Source organism: Kribbella sp. NBC_01505, assembly GCF_045040285.1.
In the GTDB taxonomy this organism is placed as follows: domain Bacteria; phylum Actinomycetota; class Actinomycetes; order Propionibacteriales; family Kribbellaceae; genus Kribbella.
Genome location: NZ_CP109425.1, coordinates 7,081,782 through 7,099,883 on the forward strand (window position 1 = coordinate 7,081,782; position 18,102 = coordinate 7,099,883).

The window sequence follows — 18,102 nt, forward strand, 5'->3', positions numbered from 1 at the left end:
CGGGTCTGATGACTCCGCACCTACTGCGGTGCCGAGCACATGCTCGCTACGGCGCGGAGCCACCAGACCCGACCTGATCAGCATGATGTCGCCTGCAGCACGTAACGTCTGCTTAACAGAGGCGGGGCACACTGTGTGAGGCCGCACAACTGACGAGCGAGGTGGACCGTAATGGACAAGCAGCAGGAGTTCGTACTGCGCGCACTCGAGGAGCGCGACGTACGCTTCGTGCGGCTCTGGTTCACCGATGTGCTGGGGTTCCTGAAGTCGGTGGCGGTCGCGCCGGCCGAGCTGGAGGGCGCGTTCTCCGAGGGGATCGGGTTCGACGGCTCCGCGATCGAGGGGTTCGCCCGGGTGACCGAGGCGGACATGCTGGCCAAGCCGGACCCGTCGACGTTCCAGATCCTGCCGTGGCGCGGCGAGACCATGGGCACCGCCCGGATGTTCTGCGACATCAACATGCCGGACGGCTCCGCGTCGTTCGCGGACCCGCGGCACGTGCTGAAGCGGACCCTGTCGAAGGCCGCCGACCTCGGCTTCACCTTCTACACGCACCCCGAGATCGAGTTCTACCTGTTCAAGTCGCTGGTCGGCGCGGTCGGTACGACGCCGGAGCCGGTCGACTCGTCCGGGTACTTCGACCACACCCCGCAGGGGATCGGCAACGACTTCCGCCGGGAAGCGATCACGATGCTGGAGTCGATGGGCATCTCGGTCGAGTTCAGTCACCACGAGGGCGGCCCGGGCCAGCAGGAGATCGACCTGCGGTACGCCGACGCGCTGTCGACCGCGGACAACATCATGACGTTCCGCGTCGTGGTGAAGGAGGTCGCGCTGTCGCAGGGCATCTACGCGTCCTTCATGCCGAAGCCGCTGAGCGACCAGCCCGGCTCCGGCATGCACACCCACATGTCGCTGTTCGAGGGTGACCGGAACGCCTTCTTCGAGGGCGGCGCGCAGTACCAGCTCTCCAAGACCGGCCGCGCGTTCATCGCCGGCCTGCTCCACCACGCGGCCGAGATCACCGCGGTCACGAACCAGTGGGTGAACTCGTACAAGCGGCTCGCTGTCGGTGACGAGGCCCCGTCGTTCGTCTCCTGGGGTCACAACAACCGCTCCGCGCTGGTCCGCGTCCCGATGTACAAGCCGCACAAGGGCCAGTCCTCGCGGGTCGAGTTCCGCTCGCTGGATTCGGCCGCGAACCCGTATCTCGCCTTCGCGCTGATGCTCGCGGCCGGGCTGAAGGGCATCGAGGAGGGGTACGAGCTGCCGCGTGAGGTCGAGGAAGACGTCTGGTCGCTCACCCCGCGCGAGCGCAAGGCCCTCGGCATCAAGCCCCTGCCGGGCAGCCTCGCCGAAGCGATCCACGCGATGGAGGAGAGCGAGCTGGTCGCCGAGACCCTCGGCGAGCACGTCTTCGACTTCTTCCTCCGCAACAAGCGCGCCGAATGGCAGGACTACCGCCGCCAGGTAACCCCCTTCGAACTGAACAAACTCCTCCCAGTCCTCTAGCCGCCCTTATCCGGTGGCCGCGGCGCTAACGTCCGACGATCCGGAGGCTGGGTGTGCGGGTCTTTCGGACGTTAGCGGTTAGCCGATGAGGATTTGCTGGATTTGGACGGGGTGGGCGGCTATGTGGTCGAGGGTGGTCAGGTTGTTGGTGACTACGCCGATGATGGTGGAGCCGGTAGGGGCGCCTTGTACACCATGCACCAGGAAGAAGGTGCTGCCGTTGCCGGCTCCTTCGTTGCGTAGGGCAACTACGCCGCGGTGGTAGTTCTCCTTGCCGGTGAGTTCGGCGGGGAACTGGTAGCCGGGCCGCCCCGCGCCGCACTCGAGGATCGCCCGAGTACGGCGCGGGCACGGGGTCCCGTTGTAGTACCGCTGGAGTGCCAGGTGGGTGAAGCTGTGCACCGCGCAGGGCGCGTTCTCGCGGTCGAGCCGTAGCTCGAGGGTGCCGCGGTCGGTCTTGAGTGTGACCTTCACGGAGCCGAGCAGCGGCGCCAGCGAGTACGGCGGCCGCACGGAGCCGTCGGTGGTCGTCCGGGTGTAGGTGCAGTTCTTGAACATCGTCGGAGTGGCGTGCACGGTCCAGCTCTCGAGCACGAGCACGGCAGCGGCGACTAGCAGGACGGCGACAACCCCTGCAAATTGAGAAGCTAGCCAGTGACGCATACCTCTGAAACTAACACCGAGTAGCCGGATTGCAACAGAGTGTGTTCAGAGTGAGTTGGCGGCCTTGATCAGTTCGTCCGGGTTGGGCTCGGCCGTGAGAGGTTCGGCCGGGATGCTGTCGGACGAATGCGTCGAGGTGAAGCGGGCCGCCGCTGTCGAATGCCGGTACGGCGCCTCAACCGGATCTGCCGGCACTGGCACCGGCTCGGCCGGCTCGATCACCGGCAACGGCAGCGGGTCGGGTGGGATCACCGGCGTACCGTCGTCGGCCATCGCGTGCACTTCCTCGACCGTGAGGAACGCGACCGGCCGGACGCCTTCGGTGATCACCACCAGACAGCCCGGAACCACTTGCTGACTGCGATTCTCCTGTCCGGGAACGATAATTCCCTCGACCGGAGTGCGCCAGGCGCCCGGGGCGAAGCGGCGCAGCGAGACGCCCGCCTGCCCGTCCGCGGGGGTTCGTGGCGGCAGGAACGCCGTACCTGTGTAGTCGTAGTCGTAGTCCGGCTCGGGTGGTCCGGACACTCGCCCACCCTGCTGGGGCGTCAGCCAGACGACCATGCCCCGGACGGCGAGCGACCCCGTCATCATGACCATGAGGACTCATCATGCCGACTACAGCCTGAATATGCCAGGCAACTCCGTGTGTTTACCGCAATCCCCTCGCAACCTGGTCGCGCTACTGTCGAGATTCTGTCACGCGACGTGCCCCGCGGCCGTGCTGCGGCGCGCGGGAAGTGGGTAGCCTGACGGTCGTGGCGGAGGCGAGAGGGTCCGGGGAAGGGCGACTGGTTCGGCTGGGATTCGGGGACCCGCAGCGGGCGGCGCAGTTGCTGCAGCAGCTGGACGCACTCCACCCGCACGGGCCGATCGCGACCGAACCGCTGATCACGACGTTGTCGGAGTCGGCCGATCCCGATCTCGCGCTGTACAGCCTGCTCGGCATGGTGGAGGCGCTCGACCGCAATCAGTACGACGTCGGTTCGTTCGTGCGCACGCTCGAGCTGGATGACAACTTCCGGCGCCGGCTGATCTTCGTGCTCGGGGCGAGCGAGGCGTTCGGGCGGCACCTCAGCGTCCATCCGCGGCACTGGTACGACCTGGCCGATCCGACGCTGACCGGCTCGCGCCCGTCGATCGAGGATGTCGCGGCGAAGCTCGCCTCCGCGGTGGATGCCGAGAAGCCGGTCGACGCGCTCCGGGTCGAATACCGCCGGCTGCTGCTTCGGCTCGCGGCGCGGGATCTGGCCGAGGGATTGCTGGTCGACGAGACCGCCGCCGTACTGGCTGATCTTGCCGGCGGAGCGTTGGAGACTGCGCTGCGGATCGCGCGGAACAACTACTTCGCCGCGCATCCGGAGGCGGCCGACTGCCGGCTCGCGATCATTGCCATGGGCAAGTGTGGTGGCCGGGAGCTCAACTATGTCAGCGATGTCGACGTCCTGTTCGTCGCTGAACCGGTCGAGGGTGAAGCCGAAGCGCCGGCCCTGAAGACCGCCTCCCAGTTGGCCGCGGCAACGATGCGGATCTGCTCCGACCACACCGGCGAGGGCACGCTCTGGCCGGTCGACGCGGCGCTGCGTCCGGAGGGCAAGTCCGGCCCGCTTGTCCGCACGCTCGAGAGTCACCTGGCCTACTACCAGCGCTGGGCGAAGACCTGGGAGTTCCAGGCGCTGCTCAAGGCGCGGCCGGTCGCCGGTGATGCCGAGCTCGGTGGCGAGTACCTCGAGCGGATCGGCAAGCTGGTCTGGTCGGCGGCCGATCGGGAAGGGTTCGTCGGCGATGTGCAGGCGATGCGGCGCCGGGTGATCGACCACATCCCGGCCGCCGATGTCGATCGCCAACTCAAGCTCGGGCCGGGTGGGCTGCGCGATGTCGAGTTCGCCGTTCAGCTGCTGCAGCTCGTGCACGGGCGTAGCGACGAGGCTGTTCGGAGCGGTACGACGTTGATCGCGCTGGAGTCGTTGACGACGAGCGGGTACGTCGGTCGCACGGATGGCGCCGTACTGGCTGATGCCTACCGCTTCCTGCGCTCGATGGAGCACCGCATCCAGCTCTACCGGTTACGGCGTACCCATCAGGTTCCTGAGGACGAGGCCGACCTGCGGCGGCTCGGGCGTTCACTCGGTTTCACCAAGAACCCGGTCGCGGACCTGATCAGCGCGTGGAAGAAGCATGCGCTCGAGGTTCGCCGGTTGCACGAGAAGCTCTTCTACCGGCCGCTGCTCGCGGCTGTCGCGCGCATCCCCGGCGGCGAGGTCCGGCTGACGCCGGAGGCAGCGCGGCAGCGGCTGACCGCGCTCGGGTACGCCGATCCCGCGTCGGCGTTGCGGCATATCGAGGCGTTGTCCGAGGGAGTGTCGCGGCGGTCGTCGATCCAGAAGGCGCTGCTGCCCGCGATGCTCGGCTGGTTCGCGGAATCGCCTGACCCGGATGCCGGTCTGCTCGCGTTCCGGACCATCTCGGACAGCCTCGGCTCAACCCCGTGGTACCTGCGCCAGCTCCGCGACGAAGGCGCCTCGGCCGAGCGTCTCGCGCACCTGCTCGCCAGCGGCCGGTACGCCGTTGATCTGTTGCAACGCGCGCCGGAAGCGACTGCGATGCTCGCCGATGAGCGCGAGCTCGTCCCGCGGACGCCGGAAGGTCTGCGGACCGAGATGTCGTCGGCCGCCCGTCGGCAGGATCAGCCCGAAGCGGGGGTGGCCGCGATCCGCGCCGTACGCCGGCGCGAGCTGTTCCGGGTCGCTGCCGCGGATCTGTCCGGGCTGCTCGACGTCGAGGCGGTCGGCAATGCGCTGACCGGGATCTCGATCGGCACGCTGACCACGGCTCTGGAGGTCGCGCGGAAGGCCGTCGCCAAGGGCGCGCCGGAGCCGACCCGGATGGCGATCGTGGCGATGGGCCGCTTCGGCGGTCACGAGCTCGGCTACGGCAGCGATGCCGACGTGATGTTCGTCCACGACCCGCTGCCCGGCGCCGACGAGAAGGCCGCGACCGATTTCGCCACCCAAGCGGCGACCGAGCTGCGTCGCCTGCTCGCCTTGCCCGGTGCCGATCCCGCGGTTGCGATCGACGCGGACCTGCGGCCGGAGGGTCGGCAAGGACCTCTGGTTCGGACGCTCGCGTCGTACGCGTCCTATTACGCACGTTGGTCCGCGGTCTGGGAGGCGCAGGCGCTGCTGCGCGCCGACCCGCTCTGCGGTGACGGCGACCTCTGTACGGCGTTCCGCGCGCTGATCGATCCGCTGCGCTACCCGGCGGAAGGCATCAACGAGCGCGACGTGATGGAGATCCGCCGGATCAAGGCGCGAGTGGACGCCGAGCGACTGCCGCGCGGAGCGAACCGCAGTACCCACACCAAGCTCGGCCGCGGCGGCCTGGCCGATATCGAGTGGACCGTCCAGCTCCTTCAGCTCCGCGAGGCCCACCGCATCCCCGGCCTGCGCACCACCCGCACCCTCGCCGCCCTTCGCGCCGGCGTCGAAGCCGGCCTGGTCGACGCGACCGAGGCCGAAACCCTCGGCATCGCGTGGGAGTTCGCCTCCCGCATCCGCAACGCGATCATGCTCGTCCGCGCCCGCCCCGGCGACTCCATCCCGACCGACCCGAGGGACCTGGCCGCCGTAGCCCAGATCTGCGGCTACCCACCCGGCGAATCCAGCCGCTTCTCCGACGACTACCTCCGCATCACCCGCCGGGCCCACAACACCGTCGCCCACCTCTTCTGGGACGACTGACCCCACCCCAGCACTCGCCGTACGGCGCTCTGGGGCGAACTGCTTTGAGCCCCCATCAACCACATTTCGCCTCGGAAAGTGGCTGAGCCGTGCTCAAGGCCGAGGGGGCAACGTGCTTTGAGCACGCATCAACCACGAATCGGGCTCGGAAATGGTTGAGGGGTGCTCAAGGCGTTGGCGCGGTTGACGGGCAACCTTTTGGTTGCCTATGGTGTGGGGGTGGAGCTGGTGTTCAAGGCGTTGGCCGATGAGGGGCGGCGGCGGTTGCTCGACGGGTTGCGGCTGCGGAACGGGCAGACGTTGCTCGAGTTGTGTGAGCTGCTGCCGGAGCTGAGCAGGCAGGGGGTGACGAAGCATCTGCGGATTCTTGAGGACGCGAATCTGGTGGTGACCGTCAGGCAGGGCCGGAACAAGTTCCACTATCTGAATCCGGTGCCGATCAACGAGATCGCCGAGCGCTGGCTGAGCAACTACGAGCGCGACAAGCTGACCGCGCTCAGTGCGCTGAAGGCCGCGCTCGAAGACCAAGCCCTTGAAGAATAGGCCTTTGCAGAGATGGAGAAGTGATGACCAAGCCCGCGATGATCCATGTCACGTACATCGAGACGACGCCCGAGAAGCTCTGGGCGGCGCTCACCCAAGGGGAGTTCACCAAGCTGTACTGGTTCGGCCGGCGGATCGAGTCCGGCTGGACGGTCGGCGCGAAGGTCAGCTTCTTCGACAGTGCGGACGACAGCCTGACCGATTCCGGTGAGGTGCTCGTGTACGACGAGCCGAAGACGCTGGCCTATACCTTCAAGAACGAGTACCTCGAGGAGCACGCCGATCGGCCGGTGAGCCGCGTCACGTTCACCATCGAGCCGGCCGGTCCCAAGGTCGTGAAACTGCAGGTCGTGCACGACGAGATCACGGCCGACGAGGTCGAGGCCTGGCGCAACGGCTGGGGCCCGATCCTGGCCAACCTCAAGACCTTCCTGGAGACCGGGCGCACTCTGGAGATCGAGCTCTCTTAGAATCAACCTGGTGGAGACGACGGATCGGAAGCAGCGGCGGGGTGTGCTGAGCACCACGCAGCGTGGGGTGCGCATGACGGCCGGGCAGCGGCGTGCCTGGGACGAGCACTGGTCCGAGCTGGGGTCGAAGCTGGAGGATCTGCCCGCCGGGCCGACGGATCTGGCGAAGTGGTTCGGGCGCGAGGCCCCGACAGTGCTGGAGATCGGCTCGGGCATGGGCGAGGGGACCGCGCAGCTGGCGGTCGCGGCACCGGAGGTGAACCACCTCGCGGCCGAGGTGTACACGGCCGGTCTCGGCCAGCTGATGATGCTGGCCGAGAAGTACGACCTCGAGAACCTGCGGCTCCTGCAGGGCGACGCCATCGCGTTCCTCACCGATCACGTCGAGCCCGCCGGGCTGGACGGCGTCCGGATCTATTTCCCGGACCCGTGGCCGAAGAAGAAGCACCACAAGCGGCGGCTGGTCGCGCCGGGGTTCATCGCGCTCGTCGCGTCGCGGCTGCGCCCCGGCGGAACGTTGCACTTGGCAACGGACTGGGAACACTACGCCGACCAGATGCTGGCGGTCTGCGACGCCGAGCCGACGCTGCGGAACCAGTACGACGGCTGGGCCCCGCGACCCGAATGGCGACCGGTCACCAAGTTCGAGTCGCGGGCGCAGGCCGAGGGGCGCGAGGTCCGCGACCTGATCTACGTCAAGCGGTCCGGCTCGTGAAGTTCCAGATCCCCGCGCCCACCGTGTAGATCGTGTAGCCGTCCTCGTACGTCGCCTCGCCCGCCAACGACTGCGGTACGGCGGAAACATCGGAGGCGGCCTCCGATGGCACGTGCACGGACGCGGTCATCCCGACCGGCACGTGCACCTCCAGCGCGAACACCCGGCTCTTCCGCCGCCACATCACGGCCACCTCTCCGCGAATCGTGGAGGTCCGGACACTCGCCGACCCGGTCTCGCCGCGCGCATCCGGCCGGACGACGATCCGCTCCCAGCCTGCGCCGAGGTTCCGCAGCCCAGCGACGTTCTCCAGGATCCACTGCACGACCGTCCCCTGGAAGTAGTGGTTGCGCGACCGTGAGTCCGCCTCCCACATCTCCCACATGGTGTCCGCGCCGAGGTCGAACCAGTAACCCCAGCTGGGATAACTCCGCTGCAGCGCGACTTTGGTTGCCGTGTCGCCATATCCGTACGCCGTGAGCACCGGCAGCAGCACGCCCACTCCGAGGCAGCCCGTGTTCAGATGGAATCCGCGTGCCTCGACATCCGCGGCCAGGTTCGCCGCGACCCGTACGGCCGGCTCCTCGGGCACGATGCCGAAGGCCAGCGGAACGGCATTCGACGTCTGCCGATAGTCCGGATCGTCCGCACTGCGGTAGACCGCCGCTTCCCGATCCAGGAAGGCCTGGTTCAGCCCATCCGCCAGCTCGGCAGCTGCCTTCCGGTAGTCATGCGCTTTCCCCAGCAGATCGCCGATCTCCGCAGCCACGAGCACGGCGCGATACAGGTACGCCGTACCGGTCAGCCGCCGGTCTTCGGGAGCCGGACCGTCGCTGTAGCCGGGTGGGAGCCAGTCGCCGAGCACGCTGACCGAGAGTCCGTCCGAAACGCGGTCCAGTTCCCACGCGAGATAGCGGGTCAGTGAGTCCCAGTGATCGCGCAGTAGCCGCTCGTCACCGTACGCGCGATGTAGTTCGTGCAGCAGGATCGGGTAGACGGTCGGCCACTCGGTCGCGGGGGAGAGCTCGGTGAAACCCCAGCCGTTGGTCGGGATGATCACCGGCAGCTGCCCGGATCCCGCCTGGCTGTCGCGGATGTCGCCCAGCCACTTGGTGAAGAAACGCGCCAGATCCAGCGTGGCCAGCATGGTCGGAGCGCCGACCTGGGCGTCGCCCGTCCAGCCGTTCTTCTCGTAGAACGGCGTGTCCGTGGGGATCCCGTGCAGATTACTCAGCACCGTACGGCGCATCGCCTGCTCGAGCTGCTCGTACGCCGGCTCGGTCGATTCGAACCCGGTCACCGATCGGACGTCGGAATGCACGACCCGCAACTGAACATCCGGGCGATCCAGCCCCCCGGAGATCTCGACGTACCGGAAGCCCTTGTAGGAGAAGCGCGGTTCCCACTCCTCGACCTCGTTGCCGGCCGCAATGTAGTCGTCCCGCTGGATCCGGTCGCCCTCGACATGCCCGTTCACCGCGATGACGTTGCCATCAGCAACCGTCTCGCCGTACGTCAAGCTGATCGTGGTCCCGGCCGGCGCAGTGACGCGCAGCCGCGCCCAGCCGGCCGTCGTCCGGCCGAAGTCGGCGATCCAGACGCCGGGCCGCACCTCGTCGACAGCGACCGGCGCAACTGTCTCGATGACGCGGATCGGCTCATGCTCCTGCGCCCGCAACTGTCCGCTCGGTGCCTCGACGACCGAGACGGCTGCCCACGCGGAGTCGTCAAAGCCGGCAGTGTCCCAGCCTGGCAGGGCGAGGCGGGCGTCATACGTCTCACCGGTATAGAGCGAGTCCGAGACCGTCGGTCCGCCGGTGATCCGCCACGACGAATCGCTCACCACCTCGGCTGTCCGACCGTCGTCGTACGTGATGACGAGGCGCGCGATCAGTCGGGGTTCGGCGGTCCACGGCGCTTGGTGCCAGCGCCAGACATTCGGGGTGTTCATCCCGAAGAACCCGCGGCCGAGCTCGGCGCCGACCGCGTTGTCCCCGGTCTGCAGCATCTCGGTGACGTCGTGCGTGACGTAGAGAACAGTGCGGCCGTAGTCGGTGAAACCTGGATCCAGTACGGCGTCGGTGACCGGCTGACCGTTGATCCGCAGGTCGGCGTACCCGAGGCCGCTCGCATACAGCCGCGCGCTCCGCACTGTCCCGTCGACACTGAACGCACGCCGAAGCAGGGGAGCGCTGGAGGTCTCGCCGCCGATCCACTCCGCGGATGCGAAGCCCTCATCGAGCAGCCCGGTCTCGAACCACTCTTCGGCGGCCCACTCGGTCTCGCGGTCTGAGCCATCCCACACTCGGACGGTCCAGTGGTACCGGGTCCGCGGGGTGAGCGCGGGACCGTCGTACTCGATGCCGAAGCACGCAGCCGACTCGACCTTGCCGGAGTCCCAGACCTCCGCTCGCTCCGATCGGACCCGAACCTGGTACGCCGTCTGGACCGCGCCGTACCCGGGAGCGGTGGCGATCCAGCTGAACCGGGGCCGATCGATGTCGGTGCCCAACGGGCGAACGGCGTACTCGACCTTCAGCGATCCGGCATGCATCGGCGGCGGCTCCTCAGCAAAAAAGTCTATGGGGACGATATGCCCTCCCTGATTACCTGCTGCATGACCCATCAGCAAGTCTGAAAGGTGCGCCAATGAAGAAGCTCGCCGCCGTTCCCGGGCTGACCTGTCTCACATCGCGATTTGTTGTCTCGGATCGTGAAATACGAGGCGGTTGATGGACTTTGTCCGCTTTCATGGAGGCATGCAGGTCACCGCCAACCGGCCAGCCGACGCGCTCACGCGCCGTCGGCATGTCGACCTGCTCCGCGTTGCCTCCGCAACCTGTTGACCTTCGGCGTCGCTCTCAGCCCGTTGTGAAATCTCGCTGATCCACGCTCGCCCGTGGCCGTTGCGGCCACCCGCATCCACCGAAGGTCTCCTGTGCGCATCTCCAGCTTCCGTCCTGCCCGTCGCCGTCTGCTCGCCGCGTCCGCGGCCGCTCTCACCCTTGCGGTCGTGGCCGCCGGCTGCAGCCGGGCCGAGGGGAACGACGCGCCGGCCCCCGCCGCCGGCAAGGGGCCGGCCACCGAGCTCCGGCTCGGCTACTTCCCGAACGTCACCCACGCCGCCGCGCTGGTCGGCCTGGACCAGGGCCTGTTCGCCAAGGACCTCGGCAGCACCAAGCTGGTGCCGACCAAGTTCAACGCCGGCCCGGAGGCGGTCGGCGCGCTGCTCGGCGGCTCACTGGACGCGACCTTCATCGGTTCCGGCCCGGCCATCAACGCCTACGCGAAGTCCAACGGCGAGGCCGTCCGCCTGATCGCCGGTACGACGTCCGGCGGGGCGCAGCTGGTTGTGAAGCCGGGAATCACCAAGCCGGAGGACCTGGCCGGCAAGACCGTGGTCACCCCGCAGCTCGGCAACACCCAGGACGTCGCGCTGAAGAAGTGGCTCGAGGAGAAGGGCCTGACCGGCAAGGTCAAGGTCACCAGCCTGGAGAACGCGCAGACGCTGGACGCGTTCAAGCAGGGCCAGGTCGACGCGGCCTGGCTGCCGGAGCCCTGGTCGTCGCGGCTCGTCCTCGACGCCGGCGCGAAGGTGCTGCTCGACGAGAAGACCCTCTGGCCGGACGGCAAGTTCCCGACCACGGTGCTGATCGTGCGCACCCAGTTCCTGCAGGAGCACCCGGAGACGGTGAAGGCCCTGCTCAGCGGACTGGTTTCCTCGATCGACTTCGCGAACAAGGACCAGGCCGCCGCGAAGACCGCGGTGAACAAGCAGCTCAAGGAAGCGACCGGCAAGGACCTCAAGCCGGCCGTGATCGACCGCGCGTTCAGCAACATCGAGATCACCGCCGATCCGCTCGCCGCGACGTTCCCGCAGCTGGCCAAGGACCAGGTCACCGCGAAGATCGCCAAGGAGGCTCCGAAGGTCGCCGGTTTCGCCGACCTCGGCCCGCTGAACGACGTACTGAGCAAGGCTGGAAAGCCGACGGTCGACGCCGCCGGTCTCGACACCAAGTAGTCCCGACAGATCGAGGAGCAGACGATGACCGCGACAGTCGAGGTAGCCCGCAGGGTGAGCGAGAACGTGGTGCGTCCGGTGCGTTTTCACCAGGTAGGGAAGGCGTTCGGGACCGGCCGCAAGGCGGTCGTGGCGCTGGACGGCGTTGACCTGGAGGTGCGCGCGGGTGAGTTCGTCTGCCTGCTCGGTGCGTCCGGTTGCGGCAAGAGCACCTTGCTGAACCTGGTCGCGGGCCTGGACGAGCCGACCAGCGGCCGGATCGAGCTGAGCTCGTCCCGGCCGGCGGTCGTGTTCCAGGAGGCCGCGCTGATGCCGTGGCTGACCGCGGCCGGGAATGTCGAGCTGCCGTTGCGGATGGCCGGCTTACCGAAGGCGCAGCGCCGGGCGAAGGCTGCCGAGCTGCTCGAGCTGGTTCGCCTGGCTGGGCTTGGTGACAAGCGTCCGCATGAGCTGTCCGGTGGGATGCGGCAGCGCGTCGCGCTCGCGCGGGCGCTCGCCTCGACCACCGACAACACCGGCTCCGGCGCGGGCAAGCCGTCGCTGCTGCTGATGGATGAGCCGTTCTCCGCGCTGGACGCGATCACCCGCGATGTCCTGCAGGGTGAGCTGCTGCGGATCTGGCGAGCCACCGGTACGGCGATCCTGTTCGTCACGCATGACGTTCGTGAGGCGGTCCGGCTCGGGCAGCGCGTCGTACTGCTGTCGTCGCGGCCCGGTCGGGTTGTGCGCGAATGGGATGTGCAGGGGCTGGCCGGATCCGACGAGGCCGGTGCGGTCGACGAGATCAACACCGAACTGCGCAAGGTGATCAGCAGTCATGCCGCAGCTTGATGTCCGTGACGGTTCGGTCGAGGCCGGGCTGGATGCGCTTGATACTCCGGTAGCCGCGAGCGAAGGGTCATTGGCCCGGCGGATCGCGGCTCGCGCGCTGCCGCCGATCGGTGCGGTCGCGCTGCTGGTGATCATCTGGCAGGTGCTGTGGGCGGCCGCGTTCTGGCCCGAGTTCAAACTGCCGGCTCCGGCTGATGTCTGGGCGCAGATCTGGCAGCTGGTGACCTCGGGGAAGATCCTCGAGCTGTTCTGGGTGTCGGTGCACCGGGCGGTGATCGGGTTCGCGATCTCGCTGGTGATCGCCGTACCGCTCGGGCTCGCGATCGCGAACATCCGCCTGGTACGGCGGGGGATCGGACCGCTGGTGTCCGGTCTGCAGAGCCTGCCGTCCGTGGCCTGGGTACCGGCGGCGCTGCTGTGGTTCGGTCTGACCGACGGCGCTATCTACTGGGTTGTGTTGCTCGGTGCGGTGCCGTCGATCGCGAACGGACTGGTCTCCGGTCTGGACCAGGTGCCGCCGATCCTGCCGCGAGTCGGCAAGGCGCTCGGCGCCGGCCGGTTGGGCGGGATCAGGTACATCCTGCTGCCGGCCGCGCTGCCCGGATTCCTCGGCGGACTCAAGCAGGGCTGGGCGTTCTCCTGGCGGTCGCTGATGGCCGCCGAGCTGATCGCTTCGTCGCCGGATCTCGGTGAGGGACTTGGTCAGTACCTGCACAACGGCATGTCGCTGTCGGACATCTCGATGGTGTTCGCCGGCATCCTGCTGATCTTCGTGGTCGGCGTCGGGATCGAGCTCGCGGTCTTCCGCCCACTGGAGAACTCGGTCCTGAAGGCACGAGGGCTGACCAGCGCCGTTCGCTGAGGTCGGTCCGGGGTTACGGCTCGGCAACTGGGGCCCGCGTCGCGGCCCCGGTTCGGCGCTGCGCCGTACTGTGGGGACGTGGTCCGATTCCTGCCGTTCCTGATCAGCCTGGTGCTCAGCGTGTATGCGCTGTTCTCGTGCATCCAGACGCCCGACGACGAGGTCCCACATCTGCCCAAGCTGGTGTGGATCGTCATCATCGTGTTCGTCCCGTTCGTCGGGCCGATCGTCTGGCTGCTCGCGCAGCGCACATCCCGTGCGGGGCGTGAACGTCCGGTCCGGCCGTCGCGGCCGGCGCCGCGGTCGATGGCGCCCGACGACGATCCCGACTTCCTGAAGTCGCTGGACCGCTACCGGGACCCGCGGACGACGATCAAGCCGCCGGCCGGCGAGGCTCAGGACACACCACGTCCCAAAAATCAGGGCCCCGAGGATCCGGAAACTCCGGCCGACGACGAGGCGCCGACCGGTGACGCGCCGCCGGCCGAGACCGACGACGGTAAGTCGTGAGACCGCGCCCTGGTCCTAGGGAGATCTCCTAGGACGGCAGAGCGCGGTTTCTCAGGCCGACTTTCGGTGCTCCAGGGGGGCGTTGTCGCGCTCGGACTCTGTGGTCCCACCCCAGACGCCGTACGGTTCTCCGACCGCGAGGGCGTGCTGGCGGCACTCCGGCTGAACCGGGCAGGTGCCGCAGAGTGACTTCGCCACCATCTCGCGGGCGCGTTTACGAACGCCACGCTCCGATTCGGGCGAGAAGAACAGCTCCGGGTTGACGTCGCGGCACGCAGACTGCGACTGCCAGTCCCACAAATCCATGAGCGGGCGGGGTAGGCGAGGCATCCCTCTCGACATGGCAACCTCCTATGACTCACCGTGAGCGCGGACGGGCGCTCGGTGAAAACTATGCTCAACTCCAGCCGAGTTCAACCCTTGTTATCTCGAACTTCGATCCATTCGTTATCGGCACGTGGCGTTGCAGCCTGTGATCACGGCATTTCACGCGGAGAGCGTGATCATGGGCTCACCGACTGTGACATGGATCACTTCGCGAGTGATGCACCCAAAACGGCCGCCAGCAGGCCGATTCCGAGGTTGAGCAGCACTGTCAGCAAAGCCTTTGCCCGATGCCCCGAAGTCGCGAGCGCCGTCGTCTCGGCCGCGAACGTGCTGTACGTCGTGAACGCTCCGCAGAAGCCGACGCCGATCAGCAGCGTCCAGTTCTGATCGGTCACACCGGTCATCAGGCCGAGGACGAAGCTGCCGACGACGTTGACGGTGAAGGTGCCCCACGGCAACGAGACCTGTTGGCCACTGGTCCGAAAAAGCCGTGTCACAAGGACTTTGTCCACAATGAACCGCAGTGGTGCGCCGATCGCGGCACCGAGAGCGACGAGCAGAACGTTCATCGTCGCCGTCCGAGCCACTCGCCGAGCGTTGCTGCCAGCAACGCTGTAGCGACCGTGCCGAAGAAGTAGGCAAAGGCAACGAGCGGATGCACGTGCATCTGACTGTGCAACAACTTCTCGGTGTCTACGGCGTACGTCGAGAAGGTCGTGAAGCCACCGAGAATTCCGGTGCCGAGAAAGGGCCGGAGCAGTGGATGCGATTGCGGGGTGAGTCGCGCGAAGAGGACTCCGATGGCCAGGCAGCCCACCACGTTCGTGATGAAGGTCGCCCAGGGAAACCCACCCTCGGGGTGCGGAATCGCCGTCGCGAGCCCGTAGCGGGCCAGCGAGCCGATGATCCCGCCGAGGGCTACCGCGCCGAGCACGCGCGGTAGCCCCGGACTGAGAACGTCGCTCACACCGCCGGAGCGTAGCGGTAGTACTCGTGCGCCCCATGCGGCGTCCCGGTCTCGCCGGTCAGGGCACGGATCACCGTTGCGTGGGTGACCGCGAGTACCGGTCCGTCCGTCCCGGAGGCATGCCGGGCGAGCGCCGTCTCCGCTCGCCCCCGCACCTTGGACAACGGCTCCCACGACCTCTCGCGGTGCACTTCTTTGTCGGCGTCCGGCCACTCACCGCCGTACGACTCGAACTCGGCCTGGGCGGCCTTCACATCGGCCAGGCCGCGCCACGCACCGGACTGGTCCGGGAGCCAGTCGCGCAGGTCGTGGTCGACCCGGACGCCGAGCGCGAGCCGGTGCCCGACGATCGCGGCGAACTGCAGCGCCCGCGTGTACGGCGAGCTGACCAGGTACGTCGCCCCGATCCCGCTGAGCAGGTCGGCCAGCTCCTCGGCCTGCCGCACCCCGTCCGGTGTCAGCGGGGCCGAGTCGGCCGCGGCTCCGCGCAGCCCCTGACCGTCAACGCGTGCGTAGTCGGGCTCTCCGTGTCGAACCAGGTAGATCTGCGTGACCGGCATGGGCCTAGCGAAGATGTCGGGCCCCGGCCCACCCCTGAGGAGCGGACGGTGGCCGGATCTGATGAAGCTCGTCGAAGAGTTGATCGATGCCTCCGGGCGGTTGGGGGCTCGTCGTCGGGGGTTCGGGCTCGATCCAGTGCACCTCGGTGGCGCCCTGGTGACCGTGCACGGCGAGCACGGCCTCGATCCCGGGCCAGACCGCGGTCGCCGGGTTCTCGCCCCGCCACCGCAACGCCACTGACCCGTCGCTGAACTCGCAGCCCTCCGCAACCACACCGGTCCCGGAGACCCCACTCGGATCCCGGTACCGCACCAGCTCGAAGACCCGCGGCCTCACTGTCCAGCACCCCTCAGATGTCGACCCGTTGTTGCAGCCCTCAACGAGCCCGGACGCCTCTGGGTTACTGGCCCGCGACCTGCCGCTGCATGAAGACCCGCGTGGCCGGGTCCAGTCCGAAGGCGGTCTCCGCGGCCAGAACCGCGCGCAACCCGTCGGTCAGCTCCGCCGCCGGCAGCTCCACGAAGCCGAGCCGTGCGTAGTACGGCGCGTTCCACGGCACGCTCCGGAACGTGCTGAGCGTCAACCCGGCCAGCCCCTGCTCCGCCGCCCAGGCCTCGACGTGGTCGATCAGTGCGCGCCCCAGTCCGCGCCCCTGCTGGTCGGGATGCACGCTCACCTGCTCGATGTGCGCGGCCCCGTCCACAACCTCGACCAGCACGAACCCAGCCGGCCGCTCGTCCACGCCGGCGATCACCCACAGCCGCCCCGCCCGCAACGCCTCCTCAAACACCGCGAGCGGCGGCGCCGGATGCCCCGCGATCTCAGTCATCCCGATCTCGCGAAACAACACCCCCGCAGCAACTTCAAGCTCCCGCAGCCCCGCAAGCTCACTCCCGAACGCAGCACGGATCATCACCCCCCGACACAACCACGCCACCCCCTCCGCCGCCACACCATTTCCTCCGCCTTGAGCACCCATCGACCACTTTTTGGCCGCGGAAGTGGTTGAACCGTGCTCAAGGCTGCGACCGCCGGCGTGGGCGGGGTGGGGGGTGGTGGTAGTGTTTTGGGTGTGAAGCGTTGCTATTGGCGATTTTTTGAGTGGCCGGCTTTGGTGCCGGGCAGCTCAGTTGATCGCTGACGCTCGCCTACTTCATCTCAGCCGGCCCGAAGGCAAGGACAAACCGTCCTTGCCTTTTCTTGTTCCCAGCCGGCTGACTGCGACCTTCCGCGGTGCTCCGGCGGAAAGGTCCCATCACCATGAACACCCTCCCGAGGCGATCCGAGCAGGCCGCCGTTGTCGACCGGCGGATCGAGAAGACCGTCCCGTTGATCACGCCGCTCGCGCTGCACGACGAGCTGCCGCTGAACGACGCCCTCGCGCAGACCGTGGTCGACGGTCGGCAGGCCGTCGTCGACGTACTGAACGGCGTCGACGACCGGCTGCTGGTCGTGGTCGGTCCCTGCTCCGTGCACGACGCCGACGCGGCGCTCGAGTACGCCGAGCGGCTCCGCCCGGTCGCCGAGCGCCTGTCGGACGGTCTGCTGGTGGTGATGCGGGTCTACTTCGAGAAGCCGCGTTCCACGCTGGGCTGGAAGGGCCTGATCAACGACCCCGGCCTCGATGGCTCGGGTGACGTGAACCGCGGCCTGCGGCTGGCCCGCAAGCTCCTGCTCCAGGTGACCGAGCTCGGTCTGCCGGTCGGGTGTGAGTTCCTCGACCCGATCACCCCGCAGTACATCGCCGACACCGTCGGCTGGGGCGCCATCGGTGCACGCACCGTCGAGTCCCAGGTGCACCGGCAGTTGTCGTCCGGCCTGTCGATGCCGATCGGGATGAAGAACCGCCCCGACGGATCCATCGCGACCGCGGTCGACGCGATCAAGGCGGCCGCCGTACCGCATGTGTTCACTGGCATCGACCACGACGGCGCGCCGGCGATCCTGCACACCCGCGGCAACCCGGACTGCCACCTGGTCCTGCGCGGCTCCGACTCCGGTCCGAACTACGACGCCGAATCCGTTGCCGCCGCCACCGACCTGCTCCGTACGGCGGGCCTCCCGGAGCGCGTGGTCGTCGACGCGAGCCACGGCAACAGCCGCAAGGACCACCGGCGCCAGCCGATCGTGGCGGCGGAGATCGGCGAGCAGGTCGCGGCCGGGAACCAGGCGATCGTCGGCGTGATGCTGGAGTCGTTCCTCTCCGAAGGCCGCCAGGACCTCGACCCGACCCGCGAGCTGACCTACGGCCAGTCGGTCACCGACGCCTGCATGGGATGGGAGACCACCGAGGCCGTCCTGAGTGATCTGCGCGACAATGTCCTCAAGCGGCGCGGCTGAACACTTCTGAGCAGTCTCGGGAGTTCACTCGGGGGTCTTG

20 protein-coding genes are annotated in these 18,102 nt (G+C 68.0%); 11 read left to right on the forward strand and 9 right to left on the reverse strand.

Annotation, left to right across the window (positions count from 1 at the left end; genetic code table 11):
• Positions 1–171: 171 nt before the first annotated feature.
• Positions 172–1,512, forward strand: a complete 1,341-nt coding sequence (locus OG474_RS33390) for a glutamine synthetase family protein (RefSeq protein ID WP_132415057.1) — start codon at positions 172–174, stop codon at positions 1,510–1,512.
• A gap of 78 nt (positions 1,513–1,590) precedes the next feature.
• Here OG474_RS33390 and OG474_RS33395 read toward each other — a convergent pair whose 3' ends face one another.
• Both OG474_RS33395 and OG474_RS33400 read right to left on the reverse strand, forming a co-directional pair.
• Entirely contained in the window at positions 1,591–2,175 is a 585-nt protein-coding gene (locus tag OG474_RS33395; protein ID WP_405057589.1) for a peptidylprolyl isomerase, read from the reverse strand.
• A gap of 45 nt (positions 2,176–2,220) precedes the next feature.
• Positions 2,221–2,775, reverse strand: coding sequence for a hypothetical protein (locus tag OG474_RS33400; RefSeq protein WP_405057590.1), 555 nt, complete (start codon positions 2,773–2,775; stop codon positions 2,221–2,223).
• Between the two features lie 158 nt (positions 2,776–2,933).
• Between OG474_RS33400 and OG474_RS33405 the strand changes: the two genes are divergently transcribed.
• From OG474_RS33405 to trmB, 4 genes are all read left to right on the forward strand, one after another.
• Positions 2,934–5,915 carry a bifunctional [glutamine synthetase] adenylyltransferase/[glutamine synthetase]-adenylyl-L-tyrosine phosphorylase gene (locus OG474_RS33405; RefSeq protein WP_405057591.1) on the forward strand — a complete coding sequence of 994 codons (2,982 nt, stop codon included), beginning with the start codon at positions 2,934–2,936 and terminating at the stop codon, positions 5,913–5,915.
• 219 nt (positions 5,916–6,134) lie between these two features.
• Positions 6,135–6,458, forward strand: a complete 324-nt coding sequence (locus tag OG474_RS33410; protein ID WP_405057592.1) for an ArsR/SmtB family transcription factor — start codon at positions 6,135–6,137, stop codon at positions 6,456–6,458.
• A 23-nt stretch (positions 6,459–6,481) separates the two neighbouring features.
• The gene (locus tag OG474_RS33415; RefSeq protein WP_405057593.1) at positions 6,482–6,928 is read left to right on the forward strand and encodes an SRPBCC family protein; all 447 of its coding nucleotides are present in this window, start codon (positions 6,482–6,484) and stop codon (positions 6,926–6,928) included.
• A 10-nt stretch (positions 6,929–6,938) separates the two neighbouring features.
• Positions 6,939–7,643 (forward strand): tRNA (guanosine(46)-N7)-methyltransferase TrmB, encoded by a 705-nt coding sequence (trmB, locus tag OG474_RS33420; RefSeq protein ID WP_405057594.1) that lies wholly within the window; start codon positions 6,939–6,941, stop codon positions 7,641–7,643.
• Here trmB and OG474_RS33425 read toward each other — a convergent pair.
• On the reverse strand, positions 7,624–10,197 hold the full coding sequence (locus OG474_RS33425) for a family 78 glycoside hydrolase catalytic domain (protein ID WP_405057595.1): 2,574 nt from the start codon (positions 10,195–10,197) through the stop codon (positions 7,624–7,626). The genes trmB and OG474_RS33425 overlap by 20 nt on opposite strands.
• 205 nt (positions 10,198–10,402) lie before the next feature.
• Between OG474_RS33425 and OG474_RS33430 the strand changes: the two genes are divergently transcribed.
• The 5 genes from OG474_RS33430 to OG474_RS33450 all read left to right on the forward strand — a co-directional run bounded on the left by OG474_RS33430 (position 10,403) and on the right by OG474_RS33450 (position 13,867).
• Positions 10,403–10,489 carry a putative leader peptide gene (locus OG474_RS33430; RefSeq protein WP_363818422.1) on the forward strand — a complete coding sequence of 29 codons (87 nt, stop codon included), beginning with the start codon at positions 10,403–10,405 and terminating at the stop codon, positions 10,487–10,489.
• A 92-nt stretch (positions 10,490–10,581) separates the two neighbouring features.
• Positions 10,582–11,664, forward strand: a complete 1,083-nt coding sequence (locus OG474_RS33435) for an ABC transporter substrate-binding protein (RefSeq protein ID WP_405057596.1) — start codon at positions 10,582–10,584, stop codon at positions 11,662–11,664.
• Between the two features lie 24 nt (positions 11,665–11,688).
• Positions 11,689–12,495 (forward strand): ABC transporter ATP-binding protein, encoded by an 807-nt coding sequence (locus OG474_RS33440; protein ID WP_405057597.1) that lies wholly within the window; start codon positions 11,689–11,691, stop codon positions 12,493–12,495.
• On the forward strand, positions 12,482–13,357 hold the full coding sequence (locus OG474_RS33445) for an ABC transporter permease (protein WP_405057598.1): 876 nt from the start codon (positions 12,482–12,484) through the stop codon (positions 13,355–13,357). Before OG474_RS33440 ends, OG474_RS33445 begins: the two co-directional genes overlap by 14 nt.
• A gap of 78 nt (positions 13,358–13,435) precedes the next feature.
• Complete coding sequence (locus tag OG474_RS33450) at positions 13,436–13,867, forward strand: PLD nuclease N-terminal domain-containing protein (protein WP_405057599.1); 432 nt, start codon at positions 13,436–13,438, stop codon at positions 13,865–13,867.
• Positions 13,868–13,918: 51 nt separating this feature from the next.
• Here the strand turns inward: OG474_RS33450 and OG474_RS33455 are convergent, their stop codons facing one another.
• From OG474_RS33455 to OG474_RS33480, 6 genes are all read right to left on the reverse strand, one after another.
• On the reverse strand, positions 13,919–14,173 hold the full coding sequence (locus OG474_RS33455) for a WhiB family transcriptional regulator (RefSeq protein ID WP_272949701.1): 255 nt from the start codon (positions 14,171–14,173) through the stop codon (positions 13,919–13,921).
• A 224-nt stretch (positions 14,174–14,397) separates the two neighbouring features.
• Positions 14,398–14,763 (reverse strand): fluoride efflux transporter CrcB, encoded by a 366-nt coding sequence (gene crcB, locus OG474_RS33460; RefSeq protein WP_405057600.1) that lies wholly within the window; start codon positions 14,761–14,763, stop codon positions 14,398–14,400.
• A complete protein-coding gene (locus OG474_RS33465) occupies positions 14,760–15,161 on the reverse strand; it encodes a fluoride efflux transporter FluC (protein WP_405057601.1) in 402 nt (133 codons plus the stop codon). Before OG474_RS33465 ends, crcB begins: the two co-directional genes overlap by 4 nt.
• Entirely contained in the window at positions 15,158–15,721 is a 564-nt protein-coding gene (locus tag OG474_RS33470; protein ID WP_405057602.1) for a histidine phosphatase family protein, read from the reverse strand. Before OG474_RS33470 ends, OG474_RS33465 begins: the two co-directional genes overlap by 4 nt.
• A 4-nt stretch (positions 15,722–15,725) precedes the next feature.
• On the reverse strand, positions 15,726–16,058 hold the full coding sequence (locus tag OG474_RS33475) for a hypothetical protein (RefSeq protein ID WP_405057603.1): 333 nt from the start codon (positions 16,056–16,058) through the stop codon (positions 15,726–15,728).
• 64 nt (positions 16,059–16,122) lie between these two features.
• Positions 16,123–16,551: a GNAT family N-acetyltransferase gene (locus OG474_RS33480; protein WP_405057604.1), complete on the reverse strand. Its 429-nt coding sequence runs from the start codon at positions 16,549–16,551 to the stop codon at positions 16,123–16,125.
• 431 nt (positions 16,552–16,982) lie between these two features.
• Here OG474_RS33480 and OG474_RS33485 point away from each other — a divergent pair, with 431 nt between their 5' ends.
• Positions 16,983–18,062, forward strand: coding sequence for a 3-deoxy-7-phosphoheptulonate synthase (locus OG474_RS33485; RefSeq protein ID WP_405057605.1), 1,080 nt, complete (start codon positions 16,983–16,985; stop codon positions 18,060–18,062).
• The last annotated feature ends 40 nt before the right edge of the window (positions 18,063–18,102 follow it).